We start from the raw sequence: 21,689 nt of genomic DNA, 5'->3' as shown, positions 1-21,689 counted from the left end.
GCCCTCGTCGCTGCTGATCACGTTCATCGCGCGTCCCCTTCATCGTCGGCGCTGCTGTCGGTCGGGCTCGGGGCGGCGTCGCGCAGGACCTCGGAGGCGGGCCGGCCGCCGCGGATGCCCCAGTTCTCCAGAGCGGGTTCGCGCAGGACGACGGTCACGGCGCCCGGCACGATCCCGGCCGGGCCGAGGCCCGCCACGATCGCCGTGTACAGGGCGCGTTTGTCCTCCGCCGACCGGCCGGGGAACAGCGTCACCTCCACCCAGGCGTGCGGTGTCGGCAGGTGGTCCGGTACGTCCGCCGCGGCGCAGACCACGACGCGGCACTGGCAGACGCCGTCCGTCCCGGGGAGGGCGGCGGTCACCCGCGCGCGGACGCTCCGGGCCAGCCCGGGCGCGGCGTCGGCGGTGATTCCGTAACTCTGGACAGAGATGACCGGCATCGCTTCGGAACTCCATGGTCGATGGCGGAGTGGAGCGGATACGACGTCCTCGACCGGCCCGGGCGGCATCGCACGGCACCAGATCGCACGGCACCAACGGGCGGGCTTCTCCGATGCTAACTGACCGACCGTCGGTCAGTACAGAGTCCGGACGGCCGGGATACTGGCCGCCCGGCCCAGGGCGCGCGAAAAGGGGCCGCCGGGTGTCCCGACGGCCCCTGGTGGGCTGTTCTCCCCCGGAGGGGTCAGCCGGCCTCGGCCGGGCGGTCGCTGCGCTGGAGCTTGATCGCCTTCTCCGGGCACGCCTTGACGCACAGTCCGCAGGCGTGGCAGTCCGCCGGTCGCACGACCACCGCCTGCCGGTATCCGTGCGCCCATGACTTCAGCGTGCCGAGGAGGGACATCCCCTCACGCTCCTCCTCGGTGAGCTTGCGGATCTCGAAGACGTCGTACGGGCAGACCACCATGCAGTCCTCCTTGCCCTCGCACCGGTTCCGGTCGATCAGGGGGATCGCGGTGCCGGCGGGGGATTTGGAGGTGCAGTCGGATGGGGTGGAGCGGGGTCGCGACATAGGGCGATTGCCCTCCGCTTCTTGGTGTGACATGCCGAAATTCGGGTCATGAAGGTGACGTTGAACCCGAGTCACGCTACGGTCAGATGAGGCTAGATGACTGACTGTTAGTCAGTCAAGGTGTGCTGTACCGCACCGGCAGCCCAGTAGAGTCGTCCTCCCCGGATCGAGGTAACCGTGTCGAACACCAAGCCCGAGGCACCCCTCAAGGCCGAGGAAGCCACCAGCCGCCGTACCCGCGCCCGGCGGGCCGCTCCGCATGTCCGTTCGGAACAGATCCTGGACGCCGCGGTGGAAGTCCTCCTGGAACGGGGGCTGCCGGCCACGACCATGGACCAGATCGCCCGGACGGCCGGTATCGGCAAGGGCACGATGTACCTGTACTTCGAGTCGAAGACCCAGATCCTCGCGGCGCTGCGCACCCGCTGGGTGGAGCGGGCCCTCGTCTCGTGCAACAGCGCCGCGATGTACGGCCGTCAGGTCTCCGCGCTCACCCGGGTGGAGCGGTTCATCGAGGCGCTGTTCGACGCGACGGCGGCCGACAGATCACTGCTCGGCATCCTCTTCCGGGAGGCCGGACTGGAGGACCACAACGAGATCTCGCTGGTCCGCGACGATCTGCTGCGCCATGTGCGCGAGGGCATCCGCTCGGGCGATCTGGAGGTCCGCGACCCCGAGATCGTCGTGTCCTTCCTGCTGCACGGCGTGTACGGCGTCTTCGTCGAGGCCCTGACCTCGGGCGACGCCAACCACAAGCAGTTGCTGAGCGCCGTACGCCGCATCATCCGGCTACAGCTCGGCAGACAGGAGTAGGCAGGCGCGGGGCCCCGGCAGCGCCGCGGGCCCCGGCCGGCTCGGTCCGTCGTCCGTCGGGCAACGCCTACCGGCGGCCCGCAGCGGGGGGACGTCCGTCGGTTTCCGTGGCGTCGAACGGGCAGGCGGGGCCCGGGCGGTTGCGCCGCCAGGTGTCCCGGGCCGAGGCGGCGATGCCGGCGGCGTCGAGGCCGAGGCGGGACAGGATGGCGTCGGGTTTCGCGTGCGGGACGTACATGTCGGGGACGCCGAGGACCGTGGTGACGGGCGGCCGTACCCCCCGCTCCTGCGCCGTCCGGCCGAGCTCGGCGGCGACGGCCGAGCCGACGCCGCCCTCGCGGTAGCCGTCCTCCACGGTGAGGACGGTGTGGTGCCGTGCCGCGTCCGCCAGCATCCGCCCGTCCAGCGGCTTCGCGCACCGTACGTCCCAGACGGTCACGCCCCGTCCCCCGGCGGCGAGTTCGGCGGCGGCGTACACGGCGGGGGCCACCATCCGGCCCACGGCCAGCAGGCATATCTCCGGGTGCTCCCCGGCCGAGCGCAGCCGCCGGCCGAGCAGGCCCTCGCCCGTCTCCGCGTCGGCCTGCTCCGGGCTGCCCTTCGGCCAGCGGATCGCCACCGGGCCCGGCAGGGTCAGGGCGTGCCGCAGCATCACCCGCAGCTCGTCGGCCGAGGACGGGGCCAGCACGGTCATGCCCGGGACGCGCAGGCACAGCGCCAGGTCCAGTACGCCGTGGTGGCTCGGTCCGTCGTCGCCCGTGATTCCGGCCCGGTCCAGCGCGAAGACCACCGGCAGACCGTGCAGCCCCACGTCCAGGTTGACCTGGTCGAAGGCCCGGGCGAGGAACGTCGAGTAGACGGCCACCACGGGCCGGCGCCCCGCCATCGCCAGGCCCGCGGCCAGGGTCACGGCGTGCTGTTCCGCGATCCCGACGTCGTGGAAGCGGTCGGGATGGCGCTGCTGGAAGGGGAGCAGACCGGTCGGCCCCGGCATCGCCGCGGTGATCGCGTGGACGCGCTCGTCCGCCGCGGCGCACTCCACGAGGGTGTCGCTGAAGGCCCGGGTCAGGCCGGACGGTCCGGGCACCGGGGCCACCGGACCGGTCGCCGTGTCGAAGACCGGCACGTCGTGCAGGCACTTCTCCAGATCGTCCTCCGCGAAGGAGTATCCCTTCCCCTTCTGGGTCACCACGTGGACGACCACCGGCCCGGGCACCGCGTCCGCCGAGCGCAGCGCCGTCTCGACCGCCGGGGTGTCGTGCCCGTCGACCGGCCCCGTGTAGTGGATGCCCAGGGCCTGGAAGAACGCCTCGGGGCGTGGCCGGTCGCCGAGCGCGCGGTGGATGGCCCACAGGTCCTTGGCGGCCTGCCGGCTGATGTCCGCCGCGGCGTCCAGCGCCCGCTCCAGCCTGCGCCGCTGGTTCTCCTCCCACAGCTTCAGGGCGGGGTCGCGCCGCAGTTGTCCGGGCAGGCGCGAGGCGGTCGGCGCGTACGAACGGCCGTTGTCGTTGAGCACGATCAGCACATGGCGTCCACTGCGGCCGAGGTTGTTCAGGCCCTCGTAGGCCATGCCGCCGGTCATCGAGCCGTCGCCGATCACCGCGATCACCCGCCGGTCCTCGCCGCGCGCGGCGAACCCCTCGCTGAGGCCGTGCGCGTAGGACAAGGAGGTCGAGGCGTGGCTGTTCTCGATCCAGTCGTGCTCGGACTCCGCGCGGCTCGGGTAACCGGAGAGCCCGCCGGCCTGGCGCAGGGTGCGGAAGTCCATGATCCGGCCGGTCACGAGTTTGTGCACGTACGCCTGGTGCCCGGTGTCCCAGAGCATCACGTCGCGCGGTGAGTCGAAGACGCGGTGCAGGGCCAGCGTCAGCTCGACGGCGCCGAGATTGGACCCGAGGTGGCCGCCGGTCCGGGACACGGCCTTGATCAGGAACTCGCGGATCCGGTCGCTGACGGCGGCGAGCTGCTCGGGACGCAGGGCCTTGATGCCAGCGGGACTGCCCAGTTCGTCGGGTAAGCCCTGATCCAGGGCTTCTCTGTTGCTCGACACTTCCTCCTGGCGTGCGATCACGATGATCTCCCCCGATTGAGGTGGTACGCCTGTTATGACTGCCAGTCATAACAGCACCGCAGGCACCGACGGGTCAAATAGTGAGCGCGGGTTGGGGCGGGTGCGCCGAGATCGGACGGATGGGGCTCAAGTACCCCCTTGTTGTTGGGGGTTGACGTGTGGGGAGGGTGGATCCCGCCTCTTGACTGCGTTTGATTTCCGCCTATAGATTCCCGACTGACTGACCGTCGGTCACTTGACAGGGGAGAACTGACCATGGCACTTCGGGATACGGGGTTACTGGGCGTCTGGCTGAACGGCGCACGGGGTTCGGTCGCCACCACCGTGGTGACCGGGGCCGCTGCGGTCGGAGCGGGACTCGCCCCGAGCAGCGGTTGTGTGACGGAACTGGCCAGCATGGACGCCGCCGGCCTCGTCCCCATCCGCGATCTGGTGTTCGGCGGCTGGGACGTCGTCACCACCCCGCTGCGCAAGCGCGCGGAGCAGCTGGCCATGGGCGGTGTCCTCCCGCAGCACCTCGTCGGCTCGGTGACCGAGCAACTCGACTGCGCGGACCGGGAGATCGTCCTGACCGAGGCGGGAGACCCGCAGGCACCGCAGGCCGAGCAGGCGGCAGCGATGGTCGCCGCGCTGCGGCGGTTCGCGGAGCGCACCGGCGTGGCGCGGACCGTGGTGATCAACATCGCGTCGACCGAGGCCCACCCGGCCCACGACGAGGCGTACACCCGTCTCGACCTGCTGGAAGCGGCCATGGCCGAGCGCCCGGGCGTGCTGCCACCGAGCGCGCTCAGCGCCTACGCCGCGTTCACAGCGGGGTGCGCCTTCGTCGACTTCACCCCCTCGCTCGGGGTGCGCGTGCCCGCGCTGGACGAACTGGCCCGGCGTGAGGGCCTGCCGTACGCCGGCAGCGACGGCAAGACGGGCGAGACGCTGGCCAAGACGGCGCTGGCCCCGATGTTCGCCCACCGCGGTCTGCGCGTGCGCTCCTGGTACGGCGCCAACATCCTCGGCGGCGGCGACGGCGCCACCCTCGCCGACAGCGACGCCTGCACGAGCAAGCTCATCTCCAAGCAGCGAGGACTCAGCCGGCTGCTGGGCTACGACCCCGAAGGCACCGTGCACATCGACAACGTCGCCGAGATGGGCGACTGGAAGACGGCCTGGAACCACATCTCCTTCGAGGGCTTCCTCGGCGTCCAGATGAAGATGCAGTTCACCTGGCAGGGCTGCGACTCCGCGCTCGCCGCGCCGCTGATCCTGGACCTGGCCCGGCTGATGGGCAGGGCGCTGGAGACGGGCGCGTCCGGGCCGCAGTCCGAGCTCGCCTTCTTCTTCAAGGACCCCATCGGGGACTCCGACCCCCGGCTGGTCGTGCAGTACGAACAGCTGCTGGCCTGGGCGAAAGCGCTGGAGGCGACCTCATGAGCCTGGGCACCCCCGACCTGCGGCGGCCCGATCTGCGCAGCGTCGTCCAACTGGTGCGCGCCCCGGCGGCGCTGAGCATCCCCGGCGACATCCTGGCCGGCGCGGCGGCGGCCGGCCGGCCGCTGGACCGGCGTACCCCGGCGCTCATCGCCTCCTCCGTCTGCCTCTACTGGGCCGGCATGGCGCTCAACGACTACGCGGACCGGGACATCGACGCCAAGGAACGTCCCGACCGGCCCATCCCCTCGGGACGGGTCACCCCGGACACGGCACTCGGCATCGCGACCGGACTGACCGCGACCGGACTGACCGTCGCCGCACTCGCCGGCGGGCGCCGCGCCCTCGCCGTGACGCTGCCGCTGACGGCCGGGATCTGGGCGTACGACCTGTGGCTCAAGGGCACCCCCGGCGCCGCCGCGTCCATGGCCTTCGCCCGCGGCATGAACGTCCTGCACGGCGCGGGCGCCGACGGCTGGCGCGCCGCCGTCCGGCCGGCGGCCGTCACCGCCGCGCACACGGCGACCCTCATGGCCCTCAGCCGCAAGGAGGTGGAGGGGGCGACGGCCGTGCTGCCCGCGCTCACCCTCGCCGCCACCGGAGCGGTCTGCGCGGCGGCACCGAGCGCCGGGGGCACCTCCCCGAGGCTCCGCGACCGGGCCGCCGCCACCGCGCTCTCCGTCGTCTACGCGGCCATGTTCGGCCCGGCGCAACTCCAGGCCGTGGTCCAGCCGACCGCTCCCCGGCTCCAGCAGGCCGTCGGCTCCGGCATCATGAGCATCATCCCGCTCCAGGCCGCGCTCACCGCCCGGTCCGGGCGGCCCGGAGCCGCGCTGTCGGTGCTCGCCGCCCTGCCGATCGGCCGGGCGCTGGCCCGGAGGGTGGCCACGACATGACCGGGCCCGCCCCGCTGCGCTGGGGTTACAACACCAACGGCTTCGCCAACCACCGGCTCGACGACGCTCTCACGATCGTCTCCGAACTGGGCTACCGGAGCGTCGCCCTCACCCTCGACAACCACCACCTGGACCCCTTCGCCCCCGACGCCGCACGCCGGGTGCGCGAGGTGGGCCGACGGCTCGAAGAGCTGGGCCTGGCCGTGGTCGTGGAGACCGGCGCACGCTATCTGCTGGACATCCGGCACAAGCACTGGCCCTCGCTGGTCTCCCCCGACAACGAGCCGCGCGTACGGCTGCTGAAACGTGCCGTCGACATCGCCGCCGACCTGGGCGCCGAGGCCGTCTCCTTCTGGAGCGGCACCGACCGCGCCGGCGAACCGGCAGCCGCGTGGCGGCAGTTGACCTCCGGTGTCGCCCAGCTCCTGCCGTACGCCGAAGCACGCGCTGTGCGGCTCGGCCTCGAACCCGAACCCGGCATGCTGGTCCACGACCTGGCGGGCTACGCGCGGCTGCGGGCCGAGCTGGGGGAACCCGACGTACTGGGGCTCACCCTGGACATCGGGCACTGCGAGTGCGTGGAGCCGATGTCGGTGCCCGACTGCGTGCGCTGGGCGGCCCCGTACCTGGTGAACGTGCAGATCGACGACATGGTCCGGGACGTGCACGAGCACCTGGAGTTCGGCGCCGGGAGCATCGATTTCCCGCCCGTGCTCGCCGCGCTCGCCGCCTGCGGTTACCGGGGGATCGTCGCCGTCGAGCTGCCGCGCCACAGTCACGCGGCCCCGGAGACGGCCCGCCGCTCCCTGGAGTTCCTGCGCGCCGCCGCCCGCGACGGCGGTCAGGTCCCGGCGGGCAGCCATGGCTGAGCCGAAGGCCGTCACGTACCTGCGCGAACTGGTGGAGGCGAAGCTGCCCGCCCCCGCCTGGGACTGGTTCGTCCAGTCGCTGGAGCGGATCGCCGAGGACCCCGCCGCCTGCCCGGTCAGGTACGCGGGTGCGGCCAGGCGCTGCGGCCGGGGCCCGCTCGATCTCAACCCCACCCGGATCGGCTGGCGCATCGACGAGGCGGTCCGCGCCCTGCTGCTGTACGCCGTCACCCCGCGGCTGCGGATCGCCATGGCCAAGGACGTCTACCACCACGGGGACCGGGGCGAGCGGCGCGCCGCGCTCAAGGCGCTGGACCTGCTCACCGAGGGGCCCGAGGGACTGTGGCTGGTGGAGGACGCGGTACGCAGCAACGACGCCACCGTGATCCAGGCGGCGCTGGGCCCGTACGCGGCACGCCACCTGCGGCCGGCGGCGCTGCGTCAGGCCGTCCTCAAGTGCGCTTTCCTGTCCGTGCCGTTCGCCTCGATACCCGAGGTGCTCGACCGCACCGACGACGAGTTGGTGGACCTGCTGATCGACTTCGTCCGGGAGCGGATCCTGGCCGGACGTGACGTCGACGGGCAGATCATCGACGTCATCGCGACCCGGCCCGACCGGCTCGCCGGGGCCGGTCTCACCGCCGAAGCCGAGTCCGACCTGCCCTTCCGGGCGAGGGCCGCGCGCTGCGTGGCCGAACGGCTCGCCCTGGCCGGCTTCCGCGCCGACGCCCCCCGCCCGAAGTGACCCCGAGGAGAGCGCATGCGCGTCTTCGACTCGCACATCCACATGACCTCCCGCACCACCGACGACTACCGGGCGATGGCCGACGCGGGGGTGCGCGCCCTCGTGGAGCCCGCGTTCTGGCTCGGTCAGCCCCGGACCAGCCCGGACACCTTCCTGGACTACTTCGACAGCCTGCTGGGCTGGGAGCCCTATCGGGCGGCCCAGTTCGGCATCGCGCACTTCTGCGCGCTCGCCGTCAACCCGAAGGAGGCCAACGACAGCCGCTGCGCCTCCGTCCTCGACGCCCTGCCGCGCTACCTGGAGAAGGACCGGGTGGTCGCGGTCGGCGAGGTCGGCCTGGACGCGGGCACCTCCGCCGAGGAACAGGTCATGGCCCGTCAGCTGCGGCTGGCCGAGGAGCACGGGCTGCCCGTGGTGATCCACACCCCGCACCGGGACAAGACCGGCGGCACCAAGCGCATCCTGGACCTCGTCGCAAAGTCCGGCATCGACCCCGGCATGGTCGTGGTCGACCACCTCAACGAACTCACCGTCGCGGAGGTCCGCGCCAGCGGCTGCTGGACGGGCTTCACCATCTACCCCAACACCAAGATGGACCCCGTCCGGATGGCCCTCGTCGCCGAGGAGTACGGCACCGAACGCATGCTGGTCAACTCCGCCGCCGACTGGGGGATCAGCGATCCGCTCGCCACCGTCCGTACGTGGGAGGCGCTGCGCGCGGCCGGCTTCGGGGAAGAAGCCGTACAGGGACTCTTCTGGGACAACCCGGTCGCGTTCTACGGGCAGAGCGGCCGGCTCCAGCTCGACGAGGAGTCGACCGCCGGACTGGGTGCCGACACCTTCGACGGCAACACGATCCTGCGCGGGGAGAAGTGACCCCATGCGCCTGAGGCACCCGGACGGCACGGACGTGTACGTCAGCTACTGCACCAATGTGCACCCGGCGCAGAGCGTCTCCGACATCGTCGACCAGCTCGACCGCTACGCGCGGCCCGTCCGCGACCGGCTCGGCCGCCTTGAGCTGGGGCTGGGCCTGTGGCTGCCGTACGAGGCGGCGGCGGCCCTCGACCAGGACCCGGAGCTGCTGAGCCGGCTGCGCCGGGAGCTGAGCACGCGCGGACTGTTCACGGCGACCCTGAACGGCTTCCCCTACCGGGACTTCCACGGCGCCCGGGTCAAGAAGCGCGTCTACCGGCCCGACTGGGCCGACCCCCGGCGTCTCGACTACACCCTGATGCTGGCCCGGATCCTCGGCGCCCTGATGCCCGACACCATCGACGAGGGCGCCATCTCCACCCTGCCGCTCGGCTGGCGCGTGGGCTGGACGGACGCCAAGGACGCCGCCGCCCGCACCGCCCTCGACCGGCTGCACACGGAGCTCGAAGCCCACGCCGTCCGCACCGGCCGGCGTATCCGGGTCGGACTCGAACCGGAGCCGGGCTGTGTCGTCGAACGCGCCGATCAGCTGACCCGGCTGGCCGGTCTCGGCGACACCATCGGGGTCTGTCTGGACACCTGCCATCTGGCCGTGGCCTTCGAGTCCCCGCCGGAGTTCCTCACCGCGCTGCGCGGGGCCGGGCGCGCGCTGGTGAAACTCCAGGCGGCGTGCGCGGTCGAGGCGGCCCGGCCGGCCGAGGCGGCTGCCCGGGAGAGCCTCGAAGCCCTGGCGGAGGAGCGCTATCTGCACCAGGTGCGCGCGCTCGGCGCCACCGGCGTACAGGGGGTCGACGACCTGCCGGAGGCCGCCGCCCTGCCCGCCGACCGGCCCTGGCGGGTCCACTTCCACGCCCCGCTGCACCGCGAGCGGCTCGGCGCGCTCACCACGACCCAGCACGTCCTGGGCGACGCCCTCGACGCCGTGCTCGGCGGCCCGCACCCGCTCACCCGGCACATCGAGGTCGAGACCTACACCTGGGACGTCCTGCCCGCCCGGGAACCGTCGGCGGCGGACGGGCTGGTCGCGGGCATCACGAGCGAACTCGACTGGCTGATCACCCGACTGCACAAAACCGGACTGGAGGAGTTGTCGTATGGCTGAGTCCGTCTCCCGCGCACGCGCGGCGAGTGCGCGCAGGCCCGTCCACGTCATCGATGTCGTCGGGCTGACCCCGCGCCTGCTGGAGCACATGCCGAGCCTGCGCAGGGTGTCCGAACGGGGCTTCGGGGCCCGGCTCGACCCGGTCTTCCCCGCGGTCACCACCTCCGTGCAGTCCAGCATGCTGACCGGGCTGTACCCCAAGGACCACGGCATCGTCGGCAACGGCTGGTTCTTCCGGGACCTCGCCGAGGTGCACTTCTGGAAGCAGAACAACGGCCTGGTCGCCGGGGAGAAGCTCTGGCACGCGGCGCACAAGGCCGACCCGGACTACTCCATCGGCAACCTGTGCTGGTGGTACGCGATGGGCATGGAGATCGACACCGTGCTCACCCCGCGCCCGATGTTCCACTACGACGGTTCCGTCCAGCCCGACATCTACACCCGCCCCGACGACCTCCGCGTCGACCTCCAGAAGGCCCTCGGCACCTTTCCGCTGCCCGAGTTCTGGAGCCCGCTGTCCAACATCAAACCCAGCCGCTGGCTGGTCGACGCGGCGCTGCGGATGCTGGAGCTGCGCCCGCACGACATGATGCTGCTCTACATCCCGCATCTGGACTACGACCTCCAGCGGTACGGCGCCGACGGCCCGGAGGCGATCGCCGCCGCCCGGGAGCTGGACGGGGTCCTGGCTCCGCTGATCGACGCCCTCATCGACCGGGACCACCACATCGTGATCGTCAGCGAGTACGGGCTGACCAGCGTGGGCCGCCCCGTCGACATCAACCGGGCGCTGCGCAGGGAAGGGCTGCTGAACGTCTACAGCCAGCACGGCAAGGAGTTCTTCGACCCGCACACCTCGGCCGCCCTCGCGGTCGCCGACCACCAGGCCGCCCACGTCTACGTACGCGATCCGTCGGTCCTCGACCGGGTGCGCTCGATCGTCGGTGAGCTGCCGGGCGTGGACGAGGTGCTGGACCGCACCCAGCAGGCCAAGTACCACATCGACCACGAGCGGGCCGGGGAACTGGTGGCGATCGCCGAGCCGGACGCCTGGTTCACCTACTACTACTGGCTGGACGACGACCGGGCCCCGGACTGGGCCCAGTGCATGGACTTCTTCAAGAAGCCCGGCTACGACCCGGCCGAGCTGTTCTTCGATCCCGCGGACCCCCTGGTCAAGGTCAAGGGGCTGTACCAGCTGGCGCGGATGAAGCTCGGCATGCGGGCGGGCTTCAACGTCGTACCGCTGGACCCGTCCTGTGTGGGCGGCAGCCACGGCCGGCTCCCGGACCGGCCCGCGGACGGACCCGTGGTCCTGTGCAGCGATCCTCGGTTCGAGCAGCCGTCCTTCCACGCCACCGAGATCAAGAACCTGCTGCTGCGGGTGGCGGGGCTGCCGGCGTCCGACACCGCGCGAAAGGACACGTGATGGAACGGACGGGCACGGGTGCACTCGGGACGACGGCCGAGGCCGGCGCGGACGGCACCAGGGCGATGAAGGCCACGCTGGAGCGGTGCCGGGGGCTGGTGCGGCCGGCGCTCGGCTCGGCGGCGGCCCGGCTGGGGCCGGAGCTGCGACAGGTCGTCTCCTACCACATGGGGTGGACCGACAGCGCCGGGCAGCCGAGCGAGGGCGACAGCGGGAAGGGGCTGCGGGGCTGTCTGGCCCTGCTCTCCGCCGAGTTGAGCGGTGGCCAGGCCGGCGCCGGGCTGCCGGGCGCCGTGGCGATGGAGCTGGTGCACAACTTCTCGCTGCTGCACGACGACGTCATCGACCTGGACCGGGAACGCCGGCACCGGCAGACGGCGTGGACCGTGTTCGGCATCGGACCGGCCATCGTCGCCGGGGACGCGCTGCTCACCCTGGCGCTCCAGGTGGTGCTGGAGTCCAGGGCGCCCGGCGCGGCCGAGGCGGCGGCGGTGCTGCTCGACGCGACCGGCGAGATGATCGACGGCCAGGCCAAGGACCTCTCCTACCAGGCGCAGCGCAACCTCACGGTCGAGGACGTGCTGGGCATGTTCGCGGGGAAGACCGGGGCGCTGTTCGGCGCCGCGGCCTCCCTCGGCGCGATCCTGGCGGGCGCGGACGCCACGACGGTGACCGCGCTGCGCCGGTACGGGACCAACCTGGGTATCGCGTTCCAGGCGGTCGACGATCTGCTCGGCACGTTCGGTGATCCCCGGCTGACCGGCAAGGACGTGGGTGCCGACGTACAGCGCCGCAAGCTGACGCTGCCGCTGGCCACCGCGCTGAGCGGGGAGGGGGCCGCGGTCGCCGAACTGCGGGCCGTCATGGACACGGACGGCGAACTCGACGCGCGCCTCGTGGACCGGGCGACCCGGCTGATCGAGGACTGCGGTGGCCGGGAACTGACCCGCCGTCATGCCCGCGACCATCACCACGCGGCGATCGAGGCCCTGGAGAGCATCCGCGCCACGGCGTCCCCCGAAGCCTGGCAGTCGCTGTACCGGATCGCGGTGTTCTCGGTGGAACGGTCCCACTGACGGGCGACGGGCGTCCCGGTCAGCGCTGGGCCTGGTACACCGCCAGCCAGCTGCCGAGGGGGGAGGCGTGCGTGGGCTTGGGGAGGGGGCTGCCGCCCGCCGGGCGCATGCCGTCGAAGACCACCGTCATGAACCGCTTGCGCAGGGCGGGGTCCGTGCGGGCCGTCCCCTCGGCGACATGCGCGCAGGCGGTCACCAGCAGCATGATGTCGGTCAGTTCGAGATCCGCCCGGATCCGCCCGCCCTCCTGCGCCAGGGCGACGGTCCGCCCCAGCTGTTCGTACAACTGCCCGCGCAGGTGCCCGATCTCCGGCGACGAGTCGTTCGCGAGCGCCGGCGGCACCGCCCGGTAGAGCTGGTACTGGCCCGTGAGGTGCCACACCAGCCGCTCGAAGGCGCCGGGCGGGTCGGGCTCCTCCAGGGCCCGGCCGAAGCGGTCGAGGACGGTGCGGAGCTGCATGGCCCCCACCGCCTCGATCAGCGCCTCCTTGGTCGGGAAGTGCCGGAACACCGTGCCCACGGCCACCCCGGCGCGCTGGGCCACCACCTGGATCTGTACGTCGAGGCTCTCCTCGGCGAACACCTCGTGGGCCGCCGCGAGGATCGTGGCGCGGTTGCGGCGGGCGTCTGCGCGCAGCGGTGGCTGCGACACCTCCTCGTTCTGCTTCATGAAGCCCAGTATCCCCGGATCCCGATAAAGTGAGTCGGAACTCAGCTTATGGGTTGGCTCGAACCCCCTTCTTTGCTTCTTTCCCACGAGATGCCATCATCCTTGTGCATCATTAACATGAGTGGTGACTTACCTTTTGGCCGGAGGACTGGTCCATGGAAACGCTCGCCCGGTGGAGTTTCCGGCACCGTCGCCTCGTCGTCGTGCTCTGGGTGGTGGCGGTGGTGGCCATCGCGGGACTGGGCCGGCTGATCCCGGCCGACTACCGCGTCAGCGACTCCCTGCCGAACACCGACTCCAGCACCGCGGGCGAACTGCTCCAGCGGGAGTTCCCGGACCAGGCGGGCGAGCTGGACACCATCGTCTGGAAGGTCGACGGCGGCACCGTGCGGGACACGGACGTACGGGAGCGGATGGGGAAGATGCTGGCGGCGGTGGACGCCCTGCCGCATGTGGCCGGGGTGCAGAGCCCGTACGAGACCGGCGGCGAGCGGGCGATCAGCGCGAACGGCACGATCGCCTTCGCCTCGGTCCGGTTCGATCAGGACGGCGACGCCCTGGCCAAGGACACGGTGCTCAAGGTGATCGACACCGCACAGGGGTTCGCCACCCCGAAGGTGTCGGTCGACCTCGGCGGCTACGCCGTCGCGCAGGCCACGATGACGATCAGCACCTCGGTCAGTGAACTCGTGGGCGTCCTCGCCGCCGCCGTGGTGCTGTGGCTCGCCTTCGGCTCCCTGCTCGCCGTGTCGCTGCCGCTGGTCTGCGCGATCGCCTCGGTGATCCCGGCGGTGGCCCTCATCGGCATGGTCTCCCGGGTGATGACGGTGCCGAGCTTCGCCTCCAGTCTGACGATCCTGCTCAACCTCGGCGTGGGCATCGACTACGCGCTGTTCCTGGTGACCCGTCAGCGACGCGGGCTGCTCGCCGGGCGGAGCGTCGAGGACGCGCTCGTGGAGACCCTGCGCACGGCGGGCCGCTCCGTGCTGTTCGCCGGGACGGTCATCTGTCTCGCCCTGCTCGGCCTGTTCAGTCTGGGGGTCGACTACCTGTCGGGGATGGCGGCTGCCTCGGTGATCGGCATCCTCTTCACGATGGCTGCCGCGCTGACGCTGCTGCCCGCCCTGCTCGGCTTCTTCGGCGAGCGGCTCTTCAGCCGGCGGGAGCGTCGCCGGGCCGAGGCGGGGGAAGGGGACCGGGCGCCGGACAGCCGGGGCTGGATCCGCTGGGCCGCGCTGGTGGAGCGCCGGCCGCTGGTGTTCGCGGTGGCGGCCACCCTGGTCACCGTCGTCCTCGCCCTGCCGCTGCTGAGTCTGCGGCTCGGCTTCAGCGACCAGGGCAACGACCCGCCCGGACAGACCACCCGGCAGGCGTACGACGCGCTGTCCGAGGGCTTCGGCCCCGGCTTCAACGCGCCGCTGCTCGCGGTGGTCACGGCGGACGGCCGCCTGTCCGACGCGGCGTTGCGCAACGTGAACGCCGCCATGGCCGCGACCCCCGGCGTGGCGAGCGTCACTCCGGCGCGCGTCAGTCCGTCCGGCGAGGTCGCCGTGCAGCAGGTGTTCCCGAAGACCTCACCCCAGTCGGAGCGGACCAAGGAGCTGCTGCACCACCTCCGTGACGACGTGACGCCCGAAGCCGTCCGGGGCACGGGAGCGGCCGTGTACATCGGCGGGTTCACCGCGACCGAGGTCGACTTCACGGACACCATCAGCGCCCGGCTGCCCCTCTTCATCGGCGTGGTCGTGCTGCTGGGCGCACTGCTGCTGCTGATCGCCTTCCGCAGCCTGCTGGTCGCGGCGCTCACCGCGGTGATGAACCTCTTCGCCATCGGGGTCTGCTTCGGCGTCATCGTGGCGGTCTTCCAGTGGGGCTGGCTGCGCGGTGTGACCGGGATCGGCGAGACCGGCCCGATCGACGCCTACCTCCCGGTCTTCCTCTTCGCGATCCTGTTCGGGCTGTCGATGGACTACCAGGTCTTCCTGCTCGGCAGGATGCACGAGACCTGGGTCCACACCCGCGACAGCCGGCGGTCCGTCACCCTCGGGCAGGTGGAGACCGGCCGCGTCATCACCGTCGCCGCGGCCATCATGGTGCTGGTCTTCCTCTCCTTCGCCGCGGGTGAGCGGGAGATGAAACTCTTCGGCATCGGCATGGGGGTGACCGTCCTCTTCGACGCCTTCGTCATCCGCACCATGCTCGTACCGGCCGTACTGCACCTGGCCGGCCGGGCGAGCTGGTGGCTCCCCGGCCCGCTGGACCGCCTCCTGCCACGGCTGGAGGTCGCCGAGCGGGAGCCGGCCACCGTGCCCCCTCCAGCGGTCGATCCGCCCAAGTCCCCTACGGACGCGGCGGATTCGAGTCGCTGACGGAGCGTCGTCGCAGGTCCGGCCGGCGGCAGGCCGCGCGGGAATGATGATCACACGAACTAGGGTTGAAGTGTCGGGCTCGACCTGGGTCCAGGATCCTTCTACCAGGGCTTGTGAAGATGAAAGACAAAGACGATGAAACTCATCACGTACGATTTATGGTCCTCGGATCGGTCAAAGTACGGCGCGGAGGCGTCGAGTTACCCCTCGGGCCGCCGAAGCAGCACGCCGTACTGGCGCTCCTCCTGCTGCACGCCGGGCAGGCCGTCGGCCTGAGCCAGATCGTCGACGTCCTGTGGCACGGCGACCCGCCGAACAGCGCGGTGAACGTCGTCCACCGCCACATCGGCTCCTTACGGAAACTGCTGGAGCCCGCACTGCCGCCCCGCGCCCCGGGCGGCCTGCTGGTGCGCCACGCCGGTGGGTACGGCATCGACGCCGACGCCACCACCCTCGACCTGCTGCACTTCCGTGAGCTGGTCACCCGCGCCCGCGGCGCCGCCGACGGCGGCGAGGTGAGCGGCGCGGCGGAGCTGTACACCCAGGCACTCTCCCTCTGGCGCGGAGAGGCCGCCCAGGGAGTTCCGGCGGACATCCGGGTGCACCCCCTGTTCTCCGCCGTCGACAGCGAACACCTGGCGGCCCTGCGCGAGGGCACCGACCTGATGCTGGCCCTGGGCACCCCCGCCCCGGTCCTGCCCCTGCTGCACCGGGCGACAGCGCAGTACCCGCTGGACGAGTCGCTGCACGCCCGGCTGATCCAGGCACTCGCCCGGACCGGGCGTCAGGCGGAGGCGTTCGGGCTGTTCCAGGAGATGAGCCTGCGGCTGAAGAACGAACTCGGCATCGAGCCGGGCCGGGAACTCCGCCTGGCCCACGCGAGCCTGCTCAGCCGGCCGGAAAGCGCCACGACCCCTCGGAACGGACGCCAGGAAGCACCCCCGGCACCGCCCGCGCCGGCCATCGTCCGCCCCACCCAGCTCCCCCTGGACCTGCGCACCTTCGTCGGCCGACGGGACGAACTCGCCCGCATCACCAGCGCCCTCGACAGACTCGACGAAGCCTCCCCGACCCCCTCGGCGGTGATCAACACCATCGAGGGAATGGCCGGCGTGGGCAAGACGGCCCTCGCCGTACACCTCGCCCACCGCCTCGCGCCCCGCTTCCCCGACGGCCAGCTCTACGTCAACCTCCGGGGCTTCGACGCGAGCGGACCGTGCGTCACCGCCGCCGAAGCCCTGCGCTCGTTCCTCGTCGCCCTCGGCGTCTCCGCCCGCCACCTGCCCGCCGACCTCGACTCCCAGATGGCCCTCTACCGCAGCATCCTCGCGGACCGCCGGGTCCTGATCGTCCTCGACAACGCGCGCGACTCCCAGCACGTGCGCCCCCTGCTGCCGGGCAGCTGCACCTGTCTGGTCCTCATCACCAGCCGCACCCAGCTGCGCGGCCTCGTCGCCACCCACGGGGCCGCCCCGCTGATCCTCGGCCCGCTCAGCGAGGAGGAGTCCCGGGAGGTCCTCGCGCGTCACCTGGGCCGGGGCCGGACCGCCGCCGAACCCGAAGCCGTCGACGCGATCGTCGAGTTCTGCCACCGGCTGCCCCTCGCCCTCGCCGTCATCGCGGCCCGCGCGGCGACCCTGCCCGGCTTCTCCCTCTCGTCCATCGCCGCCGAACTGCGGGCCGGCCACGACAGCCTCGACGCCTTCGCCGACGACGACCCCTACACCGACCTGCGCACCGTCTTCTCCTGGTCCCTCGACGGCCTCGGGCCCGAGGCGGCCAGGCTGCTGCGGCTGCTGTCCCTGCACCCGGGACCCGACCTGTCCGCCACGGCCGCGGCGAGCCTGGCCGCCCTGTCGGTGCGCCGGACGACGACGCTGCTGGCCAAGCTCGCCGACGCCCACCTGATGATCCGGCCGCTGTCGAACCGCTTCGCCTTCCACGACATGCTCAAGATCTACGCCGCCGAGCAGCTCCAGGACCACGACGACGCCGACACCCGCGCAGCGGCCGTACGGCGCCTGCTCGACCACTACGTCCACGGCGCCCACACCGCCACCACCGCGCTGACGCCCCACCGCATCGACGCCGCCCCCGACTCCCCCGCCGAGCCGGGCGTCGAACTGGAGCCCCTGACCGACCCGGCCCCCGCCGCCGCCTGGCTGGAGCGGGAACTGCCCGTGCTGCTGTCCGCCGTCGTCCAGGCCGGGAGCGGGGGCCACCCGGCGCACGCCTGGCTGCTGGCCCAGACCCTGGAGCTGTACCTGGACCGCAGGGGCCGCTGGCAGGACCAGGCCGACGCGCAGACCATCGCCGTGGAGGCCGCCCGGCTGCTCCACGACCGGCTCCGCGAGGCGAAGGCCCGGCGGGCGCTGGGATTCGCGTACGGGCGCCTCGCCCAGGACGACCGGGCCCACTCCGAACTCGACGCGGCGATGGCCCTGTTCACCGAACTCGGCGACGCGGGCGGCCAGGCCCGCACGCACCGGTCGCTGGGCTTCCTGGCCAACGGCCGCGACGACCACGACGCGGCCCTGCGCCACTACGCGCTCGCCCTGGACCTGTACCGGTCCGTGGACCACCTCACCGGGCAGGCGCTCGTCCTCAACGAGACGGGCTGGACGTACATCCTGCACGGCGCCTACCGGCAGGCCGTCGCCGAGTGCACCCGGGCGGTGGCCCTGCACCAGCGGATCGGCGACACCAACGGCGAGGCGGCGGCCTGGGACAGCCTCGGGTACGCCCACCACCACATGGGCCACCACCAGGAAGCCCTCCGCTGCTACGAGCGCGCCCTGAAGCTGTACCAGCGCATGAACGACCGCTATCTGGAGGCGGACACCCTCCTGCACATGGGTGACACCCACGAGGCCCAGGGGAGCCGCAGCGCCTCCGTGCCGCTGTGGCGGGAGGCGGTGCGGATCCTCGACGAACTCGGCCACCCCGAGGCCGAACAGGCACGCGCCCGGCTGAGAGACGCCCCCGCTGCTACGACGCGGACGTCAGGTGGCGCAGCCGGGTGAACGGCAGACCGCTGCCCGCATAGGCGAACTCCCCCCGGGACTCGACCTCGGCGGCCGACGACCGCAGCGTCCTGCGGGCGTCCTCGACCGCCCCGCTGCTGTGCTGGGCCTGGGCCAGCAGGCCCAGGTGGAGCGGCAGCCGGATGAGCAGACGCCGTTCGCGCAGCTCGGCGACCGCCGACTCCAGGCAGCCGAGCGCGCCGGGCTCACCGGCCTGCTGCCGCGCCCAGCTCCGGCACACCTGGAGCATGGCGGTCCAGTGGCTCAGCCCGTGGGCCCGGGCGATGTCCAGGCCCCGGCCGCTGGAGGCCGCCGCCCGGTGCGCGTCCTCGCCCAGGGCCGCCACCAGGGAGTCGAAGTAGTGCGCGCTCGCCCGGTCGACCGGTGTGCCGTCCCGGCCGGTGGCCGCGAGCAGTTCGTCGCACAGCGCACGCGCGTCGTCGGTGGCGCCGAGCAGCCACAGGGTGAGGACCCGGTGGTTCATGGCCAGGAACCGGGGGTCGTGCTGCGACCGGCGGGTCATGGCCCCCCGCCGTTCGGGGCTCAGCTCGTCGGCCGTCCGCTCCGCCTCGGTCAGGGCCGTGAGCGCGTCGGCGGTCTCGCTGGGCAGCCGCAGCAGCCCGCGGGCGATCTGCTCGTAGAACCGGATCTCCGGGGCACCGGACCGCTCCGCGAGCGCGCGCAGCTGCTCCACGTGCCGGGCGCCCTCGGTGTGCCGGCCGGTGATCAGCTCGGCCACGAACTGCCGCAGCAGCAGGGCGGCCTGTTCGGTGGTCCGGCCCGCCGTGCCGGCGGACAGCTTCCGGATGCGCCCGGCCTCGGCCTCCACCTGGTGGTCGCCGTAGCCGCGGGTGATGGTCGTCGTGTACAGGAGCCTGGTGCGCAGGTCCAGCGTCTGCTCCGACGCCGCGTCGCCGGTGCGGGGCGCGGCGGAGAGCAGGGTGTGCGCGTGCTCGAACCAGGTCCGCGCGCCCTGGTAGTCGCCGTCGCCGATGGCCTGTTCGCCGGCGCGCCTGAGGTGCGGCACCACGTCCTCGGCCGGCAGGGCCAGGGCGGCCTGCCAGGCGTGCCGGGCCACCTCCTCGCTCGCCTCGGGTGAGTCCCCGTGCCAGGCGCTGAGCACGCCGACGGCGCGGGCGTGCAGGGCCGCCCGCTCCTGGTGGCGCATCTCCGCCAGCAGGACGTCGCGGATGAGGCCGTAGCGGAAGACGAGCCGGTGCGGGCGGTCGCGGTCGCTCTCCATGAGCCCGGTGCCCATGACCTCTTCCACGAGTTCCCCGAGTTCCCCGAGTTCCCCGAGGCCGTGGTCGGCCCCGCCGTCGTCCAGCATGCCGGTGAGCGAGGCCAGCGTCGCCTCGGTGCCGAGCACGGCGCAGCACTTCAGGATCCGCACGACGCGCGGGGGCAGCCCGGCGAACCGCCGGCGCAGCATGCTGCGGATCCCCGTCGGGATCCCGGCGCGGACGACGTCGGCCACCCGGGGATCGTGCAGGCGCCGGGCCCCGCCGGCGTCGGCGAGCAACTGGTCGAGGAGATAGGGGTTGCCGGCGCTGCGCTCGTACAGGGCCCGTACGACGGACGCGTCGACGCCGGGTCCGGCCTGGGCGGTGACCGCGGCCCGGACGTGTTCCTCGGCGAGGTTGCCCAGGTGGACGACCTTGGTGCGGGAGTCGGCCAGGAGGTCCATGAGCGGGCCGTCGGCGTCGGGCCCGGCCCCGAGACCGGGTTCACGGACCGTGATCACGACGCTGACGGGCCGCCCCTGGGTGCGGTTGCTGAGCAGTCCCAGCACGTCGAGGGTGAGCCGGTCCGCCCGGTGCGCGTCCTCCAGGACGAGCAGGAGCGGGCGGTCGTCGGCACACTGGAGGACCGCCTCGCACAGCGCGTCCTGGACGAGGAAGTGCAGCTGGTGCGAAGGCTGTTCGGCGCCATGCCCCGACAGCGTTGTCATCGGGTGGAGGACGCACTGCTTGCGCAGGCCGTCGAAGGACATCCCGTACGGGGTCTCCAGCCGGCGTAGCACCTGCTGCCACACCCAGCCGACGGGCGTCCCCTCGCCGGCGCGGCAGTTGACGCGGATCACCTCCGCCTCCGGGGGCGGCGGCTCCGTGTCCGTCGTGGCGCGCACCACCAGCTCGGTCTTGCCGACGCCCGCCTCGCCGACGACGGCGGTGATGTGCCCGCTGCCGCGCAGGGCGCCGGTGATGGACGACCGCAGGGCGTCGAGGGCGTCGTCGCGGCAGGGGAAGGCCGAGTACGCCGCCGTCGCCCGCCGCTGCTCGCCCTGGGGCACGGCCGCGCCGGCGGCGGGCACGTCCGCCTCCCGCTCGGCCGGCGCCTCGGGCCGCTCCCGCACCTCGACGAGGGCCGGAGCGGGTGTCTGGTCGTCGAGTTCGTGGCGCAGCAGCGCCATGTGGACGTGCTGGAGCTCGCGGGCCGGGGCGACCCCGAGTTCCTCGGCGAGGTAAGCGCGCGTCCGGTCGTACAGCTGGAGCGCCTCGGCCTGCCGGCCCAGGCGGTACAGGCCGGTCATGAGGCTGCCGACCAGGCGTTCGTCGGTGGGGTGCAGGGACACTTCGCGGCGCAGCAGGGCGACGGCGTCACCGGCTTCGCCGAGCGCGAGCAGCGTGTCGGCGTGGGCCGCCACGGCGGTGGTCCGCAGCAGGCTCAGGCGGGCGCCCTCCTCCGCGAGCGGGGTGTAGGCCGTGAGGTCCAGGAAGGGGTCGGCCCGCCATAACCGCAGTGCCTTGTCGAACACCTCGCGGGCGGACTGGAGACGGCTGTCGGCCACATGGCGCTGCCCGCAGGAGACGAGACTCTCGAACCGGGACAGGTCGAACGTGGTCGGCTCCACCGTCAGGACGTATCCGGGGGCCTGGTAGCGCAGCGGGGTGACCGGGCCGTGCTGTTGTCCGGTGAGCACCCGCCGCAGGTGGGACAGGTACGTCTGCAAGGTGGCCTGGGGGCGGCGGGGGAGGCTGTCGCCCCACAGTTCGTCGACGAGCTGATCGGCGGGGACCACCTGGCCGAGCCGGATCAGCAGCAGTGCCAGGACGGCCCGGTGCCGTGGGGGGCCGAGGGGCACCTGCTCGGCCCCGCGCCGGGCCGTCATCACCCCGAACGCCTCGAACGACAGGTCTGCCAGGGACGCGGATTGCTGCTCTTGAGCTGTGTACGCCATGCCGGGGGCACTTGCCTTTCGACGGTCACGCGCGGGACGGACGGTCGATCGTAGGTCGGGGCACGTGCTGAAACA

Annotated in this window: 16 protein-coding genes; 11 read left to right on the top strand and 5 right to left on the bottom strand. The window is 72.5% G+C overall.

From position 1 onward, the window contains the following. Window positions 1–23: 23 nt before the first annotated feature. Both ACQCO7_RS34260 and ACQCO7_RS34255 read right to left on the bottom strand, forming a co-directional pair. Entirely contained in the window at window positions 24–440 is a 417-nt protein-coding gene (locus tag ACQCO7_RS34260; RefSeq protein ID WP_464075443.1) for a tautomerase family protein, read from the bottom strand. Between the two features lie 245 nt (window positions 441–685). Beyond that, window positions 686–1,012, bottom strand: coding sequence for a 4Fe-4S dicluster domain-containing protein (locus tag ACQCO7_RS34255; RefSeq protein ID WP_409114924.1), 327 nt, complete (start codon window positions 1,010–1,012; stop codon window positions 686–688). 177 nt (window positions 1,013–1,189) lie between these two features. On the opposite strand from ACQCO7_RS34255, the gene ACQCO7_RS34250 reads away from it, so the two are divergent. Then, window positions 1,190–1,825 (top strand): TetR/AcrR family transcriptional regulator, encoded by a 636-nt coding sequence (locus tag ACQCO7_RS34250; protein ID WP_464075442.1) that lies wholly within the window; start codon window positions 1,190–1,192, stop codon window positions 1,823–1,825. Between the two features lie 67 nt (window positions 1,826–1,892). On the opposite strand, the gene dxs is transcribed toward ACQCO7_RS34250, so the two are convergent. Continuing rightward, on the bottom strand, window positions 1,893–3,896 hold the full coding sequence (gene dxs / locus ACQCO7_RS34245) for a 1-deoxy-D-xylulose-5-phosphate synthase (RefSeq protein WP_464075441.1): 2,004 nt from the start codon (window positions 3,894–3,896) through the stop codon (window positions 1,893–1,895). Between the two features lie 255 nt (window positions 3,897–4,151). Here dxs and ACQCO7_RS34240 point away from each other — a divergent pair, with 255 nt between their 5' ends. From ACQCO7_RS34240 to ACQCO7_RS34205, 8 genes are read left to right on the top strand one after another with little or no spacing between them, the layout of a single operon-like run. After that, on the top strand, window positions 4,152–5,321 hold the full coding sequence (locus tag ACQCO7_RS34240) for an inositol-3-phosphate synthase (RefSeq protein WP_464075440.1): 1,170 nt from the start codon (window positions 4,152–4,154) through the stop codon (window positions 5,319–5,321). Next, the gene (locus ACQCO7_RS34235; RefSeq protein ID WP_464075439.1) at window positions 5,318–6,214 is read left to right on the top strand and encodes an SCO3242 family prenyltransferase; all 897 of its coding nucleotides are present in this window, start codon (window positions 5,318–5,320) and stop codon (window positions 6,212–6,214) included. The genes ACQCO7_RS34240 and ACQCO7_RS34235 overlap by 4 nt, the downstream gene beginning before the upstream one ends. Then, window positions 6,211–7,083 carry a sugar phosphate isomerase/epimerase family protein gene (locus ACQCO7_RS34230; RefSeq protein WP_464075438.1) on the top strand — a complete coding sequence of 291 codons (873 nt, stop codon included), beginning with the start codon at window positions 6,211–6,213 and terminating at the stop codon, window positions 7,081–7,083. Before ACQCO7_RS34235 ends, ACQCO7_RS34230 begins: the two co-directional genes overlap by 4 nt. Continuing rightward, window positions 7,076–7,828: an EboA domain-containing protein gene (locus ACQCO7_RS34225; protein ID WP_464075437.1), complete on the top strand. Its 753-nt coding sequence runs from the start codon at window positions 7,076–7,078 to the stop codon at window positions 7,826–7,828. Before ACQCO7_RS34230 ends, ACQCO7_RS34225 begins: the two co-directional genes overlap by 8 nt. Window positions 7,829–7,843: 15 nt before the next feature. Further along, a complete protein-coding gene (locus tag ACQCO7_RS34220) occupies window positions 7,844–8,704 on the top strand; it encodes a TatD family hydrolase (protein ID WP_464075436.1) in 861 nt (286 codons plus the stop codon). Between the two features lie 4 nt (window positions 8,705–8,708). Beyond that, a complete protein-coding gene (gene eboE / locus ACQCO7_RS34215) occupies window positions 8,709–9,866 on the top strand; it encodes a metabolite traffic protein EboE (protein WP_464075435.1) in 1,158 nt (385 codons plus the stop codon). Further along, the gene (locus ACQCO7_RS34210) at window positions 9,859–11,295 is read left to right on the top strand and encodes an alkaline phosphatase family protein (RefSeq protein ID WP_464075434.1); all 1,437 of its coding nucleotides are present in this window, start codon (window positions 9,859–9,861) and stop codon (window positions 11,293–11,295) included. Before eboE ends, ACQCO7_RS34210 begins: the two co-directional genes overlap by 8 nt. Then, complete coding sequence (locus ACQCO7_RS34205; protein ID WP_464075433.1) at window positions 11,295–12,371, top strand: polyprenyl synthetase family protein; 1,077 nt, start codon at window positions 11,295–11,297, stop codon at window positions 12,369–12,371. Before ACQCO7_RS34210 ends, ACQCO7_RS34205 begins: the two co-directional genes overlap by 1 nt. 19 nt (window positions 12,372–12,390) lie before the next feature. Here the strand turns inward: ACQCO7_RS34205 and ACQCO7_RS34200 are convergent, their stop codons facing one another. Beyond that, window positions 12,391–13,041 carry a TetR/AcrR family transcriptional regulator gene (locus ACQCO7_RS34200; RefSeq protein WP_464075432.1) on the bottom strand — a complete coding sequence of 217 codons (651 nt, stop codon included), beginning with the start codon at window positions 13,039–13,041 and terminating at the stop codon, window positions 12,391–12,393. Window positions 13,042–13,196: 155 nt separating this feature from the next. Between ACQCO7_RS34200 and ACQCO7_RS34195 the strand changes: the two genes are divergently transcribed. Continuing rightward, window positions 13,197–15,410, top strand: coding sequence for an MMPL family transporter (locus tag ACQCO7_RS34195; RefSeq protein ID WP_464075431.1), 2,214 nt, complete (start codon window positions 13,197–13,199; stop codon window positions 15,408–15,410). A gap of 158 nt (window positions 15,411–15,568) precedes the next feature. Further along, a complete protein-coding gene (locus tag ACQCO7_RS34190; protein ID WP_464075430.1) occupies window positions 15,569–18,433 on the top strand; it encodes an AfsR/SARP family transcriptional regulator in 2,865 nt (954 codons plus the stop codon). On the opposite strand, the gene ACQCO7_RS34185 is transcribed toward ACQCO7_RS34190, so the two are convergent. Next, the gene (locus ACQCO7_RS34185) at window positions 18,399–21,614 is read right to left on the bottom strand and encodes a BTAD domain-containing putative transcriptional regulator (RefSeq protein WP_464075429.1); all 3,216 of its coding nucleotides are present in this window, start codon (window positions 21,612–21,614) and stop codon (window positions 18,399–18,401) included. The genes ACQCO7_RS34190 and ACQCO7_RS34185 overlap by 35 nt on opposite strands. Window positions 21,615–21,689 lie beyond the last annotated feature (75 nt).

Source organism: Streptomyces saintjeani (assembly GCF_055409605.1).
The sequence above is the reverse complement of the archived record's forward strand: the minus strand, read 5'-3'. Positions and strand labels throughout refer to the sequence as shown.